This is a genomic window from Nonomuraea sp. bgisy101, from assembly GCF_057708945.1.
Map to the genome: position 1 here is coordinate 1 of NZ_JBYITD010000086.1, position 7,573 is coordinate 7,573.

General features: G+C 68.3%; 10 protein-coding genes. 5 read left to right on the forward strand and 5 right to left on the reverse strand.

Annotation, left to right across the window (positions count from 1 at the left end; genetic code table 11):
• Window positions 1–211: 211 nt before the first annotated feature.
• Together AC3EO4_RS55235 and AC3EO4_RS55240 are read left to right on the forward strand one after the other, a co-directional pair.
• Complete coding sequence (locus AC3EO4_RS55235; RefSeq protein WP_431904824.1) at window positions 212–388, forward strand: hypothetical protein; 177 nt, start codon at window positions 212–214, stop codon at window positions 386–388.
• Window positions 389–701: 313 nt separating this feature from the next.
• Window positions 702–1,178: a hypothetical protein gene (locus tag AC3EO4_RS55240; protein WP_379575726.1), complete on the forward strand. Its 477-nt coding sequence runs from the start codon at window positions 702–704 to the stop codon at window positions 1,176–1,178.
• Window positions 1,179–1,406: 228 nt separating this feature from the next.
• Here AC3EO4_RS55240 and AC3EO4_RS55245 read toward each other — a convergent pair whose 3' ends face one another.
• Together AC3EO4_RS55245 and AC3EO4_RS55250 are read right to left on the reverse strand one after the other, a co-directional pair.
• Window positions 1,407–2,027 (reverse strand): hypothetical protein, encoded by a 621-nt coding sequence (locus AC3EO4_RS55245; protein ID WP_431904827.1) that lies wholly within the window; start codon window positions 2,025–2,027, stop codon window positions 1,407–1,409.
• A 99-nt stretch (window positions 2,028–2,126) separates the two neighbouring features.
• Entirely contained in the window at window positions 2,127–2,402 is a 276-nt protein-coding gene (locus AC3EO4_RS55250) for a hypothetical protein (protein ID WP_431904830.1), read from the reverse strand.
• Between the two features lie 262 nt (window positions 2,403–2,664).
• Between AC3EO4_RS55250 and AC3EO4_RS55255 the strand changes: the two genes are divergently transcribed.
• Window positions 2,665–4,374 (forward strand): asparagine synthase-related protein, encoded by a 1,710-nt coding sequence (locus AC3EO4_RS55255; protein ID WP_431904833.1) that lies wholly within the window; start codon window positions 2,665–2,667, stop codon window positions 4,372–4,374.
• A 692-nt stretch (window positions 4,375–5,066) separates the two neighbouring features.
• Here AC3EO4_RS55255 and AC3EO4_RS55260 read toward each other — a convergent pair.
• From AC3EO4_RS55260 to AC3EO4_RS55270, 3 genes are all read right to left on the reverse strand, one after another.
• Window positions 5,067–5,297, reverse strand: coding sequence for a hypothetical protein (locus tag AC3EO4_RS55260; protein ID WP_431904834.1), 231 nt, complete (start codon window positions 5,295–5,297; stop codon window positions 5,067–5,069).
• A 226-nt stretch (window positions 5,298–5,523) separates the two neighbouring features.
• Window positions 5,524–5,739: a hypothetical protein gene (locus AC3EO4_RS55265; RefSeq protein ID WP_431904836.1), complete on the reverse strand. Its 216-nt coding sequence runs from the start codon at window positions 5,737–5,739 to the stop codon at window positions 5,524–5,526.
• A gap of 72 nt (window positions 5,740–5,811) precedes the next feature.
• On the reverse strand, window positions 5,812–6,033 hold the full coding sequence (locus AC3EO4_RS55270; protein ID WP_431904839.1) for a hypothetical protein: 222 nt from the start codon (window positions 6,031–6,033) through the stop codon (window positions 5,812–5,814).
• 329 nt (window positions 6,034–6,362) lie between these two features.
• Here AC3EO4_RS55270 and AC3EO4_RS55275 point away from each other — a divergent pair, with 329 nt between their 5' ends.
• Complete coding sequence (locus AC3EO4_RS55275; protein WP_431904841.1) at window positions 6,363–6,749, forward strand: nuclear transport factor 2 family protein; 387 nt, start codon at window positions 6,363–6,365, stop codon at window positions 6,747–6,749.
• Between the two features lie 150 nt (window positions 6,750–6,899).
• Entirely contained in the window at window positions 6,900–7,382 is a 483-nt protein-coding gene (locus AC3EO4_RS55280; RefSeq protein ID WP_379575720.1) for a hypothetical protein, read from the forward strand.
• Window positions 7,383–7,573 lie beyond the last annotated feature (191 nt).

Genomic DNA, 7,573 nt, shown 5'->3' on the forward strand with positions numbered 1-7,573 from the left:
TCTGCCTGATCATGCCCTGCCAGATCTCTGCTGCTGCGCACTGCCGAATAGCCCTCATAGAGATCAAGGGCGGCGCAAGCGCCGCCACGCGGCCCGAGCTTGCGGGCCGCACGCTGCGCGTGCGGCCTGGGGGCCGTTCTCGCGCGCGCCCGCCACTCGGGCCGCGCCTGCCCTTGGCGCCGGCTTCCATCAGCCCGTTAGGGTCATCGTCATGGACGAGAACGATGCCGTCATCGACTTTCCCAGCGGCGCCGCGCTTCTCTTCGGCGAGATCGTCGTCTGGACCGTCCTTCTCCTACCGACCGCCACCTTTCTTATCTGGGCCGCCAGCGTGATGGCGCGCCGCTCAAAACAGAGCCTCCGGCGGGGCCCTCGGGATCAAGGATGATCGCGACGGGCAGCAGGCAGTCAGTGGCTGAGGTGGAAGCCTGATCGTCCCGTCACCATCGCCCCAGGACAAGCCCAGCAGACCAGGGGCCAGAGGTGAAGGTCGTTCTTCCAGTGGGGAGCTCCACCTTCACCCCTGGCCCCTGACCCGCTCCCCTGACGGGTGGGACGACGGTGACGGGACGATCGAGCGGGAGGCTGCTCGGTGGAGTTCGCCCAGCCCTGACCCTCTTTCGCACATACGCGCGATTCCCCTAGTCTGTCGCCTGACGCGGTAGACCGAGCGACCACGGCCGGAGGCTCAGTTGGGAGTCTTGTACGACTACTACCGGGCAGCTGACAGACAGGCCGCCATGGTTGATCCGGACAGTGGCCGTGCCGCTCCTGGGACCGTGTTCGACGCAGTGGACGCCAAGGGGATTGATCCCCGCGTCATTCTCGGACACCTCATCGCCCTCATCAGGGATGTCCCTTATGACCTGGATCTCATAGAGACGATCAGCCTCTATCCACCGCCGGAGGGCGGGCCCCAGAGTCTTGAGGAGTGGGAAGCGCTACCGGAAGACTCGCCGTACAAGGAAGGGCCCTGCATTGAGGAGCTCCCCACCGACGTACGCGACACGCTGGCCGGCGTTCCTGATGGCCGATTGGCCGATCTAGTCGAACGGTGGGAGCAGGAGTTCTTCGCACCGCCAGACGGCGGCTACCTGACGACGCTGATCGCAGAGCTGAGAGATCTCGCCCAGCGAGCGCAGGCGGAAGATCAGACGATCTATTGCTGGATATGCTGATAGGCCCGAGCCAGCGTTGGATCCCAGTTGCAGTTCGAGTCGCAGTTCTAGTCCGTTCAGGGACGTTCCAGGCAGGTCACGCACCCTCGCTGGTCTGCATGGAACCACTCAGAACGGCCTCTGAGCGCACTTAAATCCGCGGGTTCCCGGATGAACTTGCTTTCCTGGCATGCAGAGTGGTGACGGCCTCCGGCGTATCCAGCATCCCCCGGCGTCGTGCCCGATCGCCTACTGCTTGGCGTGCCAAGCCATACCCGTGCAGGGAGGCGCGGCGCAATGCCGAAGACCGCAGTACTTGTGGTGATTCAGCGTGGCGAGGCTCGATGTCAATGTGGCACTTGCATAGCTTGAGGTAAATAATTCATGCGGTCGGTGCACTCCGCCCGTACGGTGCGCACCCACCGCTGGGCCTAGCAATTGGCCCGCGGCGTGCGCGGGGTCTTCACCACCGTCACGCCCGCGCCGGCGAAAACCGCGTCGAATGCGCTGGTGACTTGGTATCTCGGTCACGGATGAAAAGCGGAAGGAACTGACCCGGTCACCGAGGTCCATGAACAAGTTGCGGGCCTGCTGAACCGTCCACGCTCCTGCCGGGATGGCGGTGACTCCCAGGACACGCACACGCCGGGTGGCGATCTCCATGACGAACAGCACGTACAGGCGCTTCAAGAAGACCGTGTCGACATGGAAGAAATCAACGGCCAGCAAACCTTGCGCCTGGGCGCGTGGAAAGGTCCTCCACGAGGTGTCGGTGCTTCGCGGAGCCGGGCCGACCCGCCGGCTCCGCAAGATCCGCTGCACGGTCGCTTCACTCACGCGATAGCCGAGCCCGACCAGCTCACCATGCACCCGACGATACCCCCAGGCCGGGTTCTCCCCCGTCAGACGCACCGCCAGGTCCCGAATCTCCCTGCTCGTTCTCGGGCGGCCGAACCGGCCCGGATATGCCTACCGGTGCCGGACCAGGCGGCGATGCCAGGCCAGCAGGGTGCCCGGCGTCGCCAGCCGGTGAGCCCGCAACCCGGGCGGCAGGAGTCGCGCCAGCGCGGGTAGGAGCGCTCGATCGGCCCAGTTCGGCTTCGGCCGGACGACCTGACGCTGCAGCACCGCCACCTCATGCCGCAGCACCATGATCTCGACATCCTTGACCGCCTCACTTCGCCCCAGGAGCACCAGCCAGCCGAACACCCGGACCACGATCAGATACAGGAGACGGACAGACACAAGAACCGATCTTGCCCGTACCGCCGCATCAGGTCGATCCGCATGTCAAGCACCCTGCGGTGGCTTTTGAAGCGGTGCAGGTCATCCTGACGGCCCGAGTGGGGCGCCGGGGCGAGTGAGCGTCAGCACATCTTCAACACAGTGTTGTCAACGGGCGCGGCCCGATTCCGCCGTATCCCGGTGGCACCGGCGTGCGCCCCGACCGCGAAAGTGAAACGCCGCAACGGCGGATACCTAGAAAGGCACAACAACCGGGGGCATCATGAGGGTCTTTCTCGCCGTGGCCGCGAAACCGCATCAGCGCGCGGCCGTACAACATGCCGTCCAGCGGGCCAGGGACGCCATCACGGCGGCCTTCCCCGTTCGGCCCGAGCTCATCCGCGCCACCGAGTGGCGAGCCGCGCACGGCGGTGTCCACCTGCTGGCCTGGACCAACGAACCGGACTGGTCACCGTCGGCGGCTCCGGACGGCGTCATCGCCGTCGCCGGGCACCATCCGGGGGACGTGCGCGCGCTGACCGGTGACGCGGCCGGCGAGCCTGGCTGCTTCGCCGCCTTCCGCGCGGACGAGGACGGCATCAGCGCCTCGACGTCGCTCGCCCCGGCCGACCCCGTCTACTACGCTGAGACGAGCGAGTTCCACGTGGTCGGCAATCGGGCGCTGCTGGTGCGGCTGGCCGCCTTCGGCGACATCCGCCATGACGTGCCGGCCCTGCAGTCGCTCGCCCGCCAGGGCTACTTCCTGTCGGAGGAGACGCCCTACGCCGGCGTCCGGTCGCTGCCGCCCGCCTCCCGGCTGGTGGCCGGCGAGCGGCTGACCATCACCACCGACCCGCTGCCCGAGGGCGTCAACCGTACCGGATCGCAGCGGGTCGCCGCGGGGCTGCTGGCGGCGGTGGAGCCGCTGCTGCAGACGCCCGATCCGGTACGGCTGACGCTCACCGGTGGCCGGGACAGCCGCCTGATCGCGGCGCTGCTGCACGCAGCCGGCATCCCGTTCCACGCGGTCACCTCCGGCTTCGACGACCATCCCGACGTGGTGGTGGCCCGCCAGGTGGCCGCGGCGCTCGGCGTCGAGCACGAGGTGCAGGCGCCACCGCTGACGCCGCGCAGCGAGCTGCGGGTGGCGCATCCGGCCGACCGCGTCGACAACGTGCTGCGGGTGTGCGAGGGCATGCTGTCGGCCTACGAGAACATCACCGGCGACGGCGCCTACAGCCTGCGCCCGTCGCTGGGCGGGCACAACGGGGAGATCCTGCGCGGGGGCTACCTGTCGGGCATGGAGGAGGCCACTCCTGAGGCGGTGCGGCGCAGGACCCAGTCGCTGTTCCTGGCGCACCGCGCGCTGTTCACCGACGCGGCCAACGCCCACGCCGAGGAGCTGGCCTGGCGCTCGGACACGCTGCACGTGCCCGACCACCTGTACCTGCGATTCCGGGTGGGCCGCTGGCACGCAGCCTCCCGCGCGGCCATGCTGCGCAGGGGTACGCCCGTGCAACCGTTCTTGGACAACCGGGTGATCGCGGCCGCGCTCGCGCTCGATCCCGGGTTCAGGCGTTCGGAGCGGCTGGTCCACAAGCTGATCAAGACGTTCGCGCCGGGGCTGGCGGCGGTGCCGCTGGAGGGAGGGCAGTGGCGCTTCCGGTCCGAAAGGCGCCTGGCCCGGCTGTGGAGCAGTGCGCAGCGCCTGCCGTCCAGGCGGCAGGACAAGCCGTGGAACTGGCGTGCCGAACCCGGCGAGGAGATCGCCGGCGAGCTGGAGCGTGCCATCATGTCCTCGCCCGACCTCGGCGAGATCGTGCGGCTGGACAAGGTACCCGCGCTCTTCGACGGCGGCAAGCTCACCAAGGCGCCGCTCGTCTGGCACCTGTACACGGTGGCGGGCCTGCTGTCCACCGACGTCACCGGCCCGCGGCCCGCGGCCCGCGAGACGCTGCTGGTGCAGACGCGGCGACCCAAGGTGACGTCGTGAGGCCGGCTGCTCGGAACCGTTCCGGATGAGGAGACGTCATGTCGCGCAAGGCCGCGCTTGTCAGCGGAGGCAGCCGCGGGATCGCCCAAACAAGATCAGTCCGGTGTCTCTTCACACATCCGCTCCTGCCCCCGGCTCTACGAACAGCACGGCGGGGTGTGGTGAAGGTACGGGTCGACGTTTGCCGGCTATCCGCTGATAACGGGGTGGTGATGGCCGCCCGCGCCCAGCAGGAGAGCCGATGACCACCCCCACACTCCCCGCGTTCCGTAGCGTGAAGGCCTTCGGCGGCCGCCACGACGAATCCCTCCGGGCCCCAGATCATGATCGACCATGAACGCCGCCGACCCGGCCAGCCCGGCCTGCCCCGTGTGCAACGCGCCGGTTCTTGCTGACAGCCCATCGCCGAGTCATACTCGGCACTGCAAGTAATGAATTGGTCACAGGGAGTGCCGTGAAACGTGTCGTCGCCCCTGCTCTCGCAGCAGCCACTATCGTCCTTGGCTTCGCCTCGCCGGCTCTGGCCTTGCCTCAGATCGCGCGTTGGCAATGCACGGTGGGCGGCGGCAGTGCCGTACCTATTGACGGAAGACTCATATGCGTCGGCGGGTGGTTCCACGGCGAGTACGTCGAATAGCCGATAGGGCGTAGAACCCCGCGCGTACCACCATAGGTGCGGACGGGATCAGGACTCAGGCCCAGTAGCCCGCCGCCGAACTCGCCGCGGCGTCGGCCACGATCCCCGCCGGCGTCGACAGCGACCAGGCCGACGTCGAGCCGCCGACCGGCTGGGAGAACGAGCTCGGCGAGCCGGCAGGCCGCGTGACCAGGCTGGCCAACACCGTCAGCGGCAGCGCCCGCGACCACCAGGCCGTCACCGCCGACTGGCGGCACGCCACCCGCATCGCCGGGATACGTCGCATGCCGAGCAGCTCGCCGGCAGGCGACGAAAGCCCTATCTCACCGTGAGATCCCACCACGAGTTTCCGGACTTTTCGGGCACCCCTACGCGCGGGCACGCGAGACCTCGGGGCCAGCGCCCCTGAAGGCGATGGTTATCTAGGGGTTGTCAAGCGAACTAGCTGGTCAACCGCTTGAAGGTCTGTCAGGCACGTCAGGCAAGTAGGGTTTCGGGCGCTTCTATGACGGTCAGCTGCCGCTCGGGGTCGGTTTCCTGCGCGCGAACTGGCTGATCAGGTTGGCGAGGGCTTGCCGGTCCTGTCCGGGGAGGCGCTGCCGGAGAGCGATCACGGGCTCCAGGACCTCCATCGTGGCCTCAGGCCGGATGACGTCGTCGTCGCTGAGATCAAGCCAGATGACGATCTCCGTAAGCGGTTTGGCGAGGGTGCGTTCGAGCGTGGTCATGATGGGCTCCTGGCCGGTCGTGGAGGTTGTGATGCGTCCGGGACGGCTGCCATGGCCCGGTGGCGGCCCTGGTCAGCCTGCTGCCGGTTCGGTGAGCCGGGCTTCCAGTTCGGTGATCATCTGGATGAGCAGGCTGGTGTTCTCGGGCCGGACCGTCTGTGGGCCGACCGTGTCGAGACCCGCGACCTTGGTGATGCACTCGTCGGCGGCCTTGGCGATCGTGTCGAACTCGGCGCGGGCGATCAAGCCAGGACCGGCGGAGGCGAAGATGGTGGCGCGGTGCATGTCCTTCATGGCCGTCATCGCTGTTCGAGCGGCCGACATCGCGTCGCGGGCGCTGAACTGCCCTCCTGCTGTTGCCCACAACCCACCCCGATCCGCACGCGATCGCAGGCCTGGTCGCCCGCCTCAACGACCGCGCCTACCCCCCGCTGGGCCGCCCAGCTGCGCGCCACCGGCGGCTGCCGCCAGCCCATCCACCTGCGCGGGCGCGTCCTGCATGCCGACCGCGCTGACCGGGCCGTACATCGGGTGAACGCGCTCACACCGACGGGCGGCACAGCGGCCCGAGGGACCCGCGCCCACACGTCCCCGAACGTTCCCTCAGCCTGGAAGGCAGTCTCATGGCCGACCGCACCCTCACCGATGAGCTGTACGAGGCCGAACGCCATCTCCAGGCAGCACAGCTCGCCGGAGACGTCGAGGAGCTCGACCGGCTGCTCGACGAGCGGCTGATCTTCACCGGACCGCCGGACGGCTCGTGCCACCTGCGGGCCAAGCAGCTCGACCTCGACAACCGCCGCTCGCGCAGGCAGGTGATGACCAAGCTCGTCCAGGAGGACCTCACCGTGCTCGTTGCGGGCACCACCGGCGTCACCTGCTTCCTGGGCACGTTGGAAGGTACGTTCGCGGGCACGCCGTTCGCCATGCGGCTGCGCTACACCCGCACCTGGGTGCATACCGACGAGCACAGCTGGCGCATCCTGGCCGCCCACGCCAGCCCGGCATAACGTCACTCCCGCCTGCTCAAGGCAGCCTTTACGGGCGAGGTGATACACGGGTCGCTTTGGTGATCGACCGGCTGACCAAGCGCTCGGGGCCGTACTGGGAGCAGGTCTCCGACAGGCGTCTCTCGACCTCGACCGGCACGGCTATCATTCATGATCGTGTCGATGTGGTTGAACCTGGCGAAGATCGATGTCGAGCTGCTGGAATCCGTTCGGGCGAACCCCGACCTGATCGGCGCGATCTTCTTCGACGACGGGCAGGCGCCCGTCGGCTTCCATCATGAAGCCGACGTGTTCGGAGATGACTACCGAACCCTCGATGCCATCGCACAGGGCAGAGCCGAGGCCGAGCATGAGAGTGCGCAGTGGCGGGAGTGTTATCCCTGGCTCGCGGCGGCGACCGGCGAGACCGGTGAGAACGACGTGGAGGGCTACGAGTTCGACTACGGCCCGGCGTTCGTCCTCGATCCCGGCCAGGTGACGGCGATCGCGCAGGGCCTGATGGGCGAGGGATGGGGATTCGGCGCCGCTCGACGGGACGCGGCGGACGGCGTTTATGAGGGGTTTGAGGACCTCGGGCCGTTCTACGCGGCGGCGGCACGAGAGGGCAAGGCCATCGTGGGCGGGGTGAGCTGACCCGCTGCCGTGGCCACCGCACGTTCGGCGGCCCCGGGTCGGTCCACCAGGCGCGGCCCGTGCACCAGCACGGGTCCAGCCGAGATACGAGACACCGCCTCTTGCTCATGCTCGGCGCGGACCGCGAGCAGACGCCCGAGGAGCGCCTCGCAGCGACGCGGCGGCCCCGAACGCAACGTACGCCCCGCCCT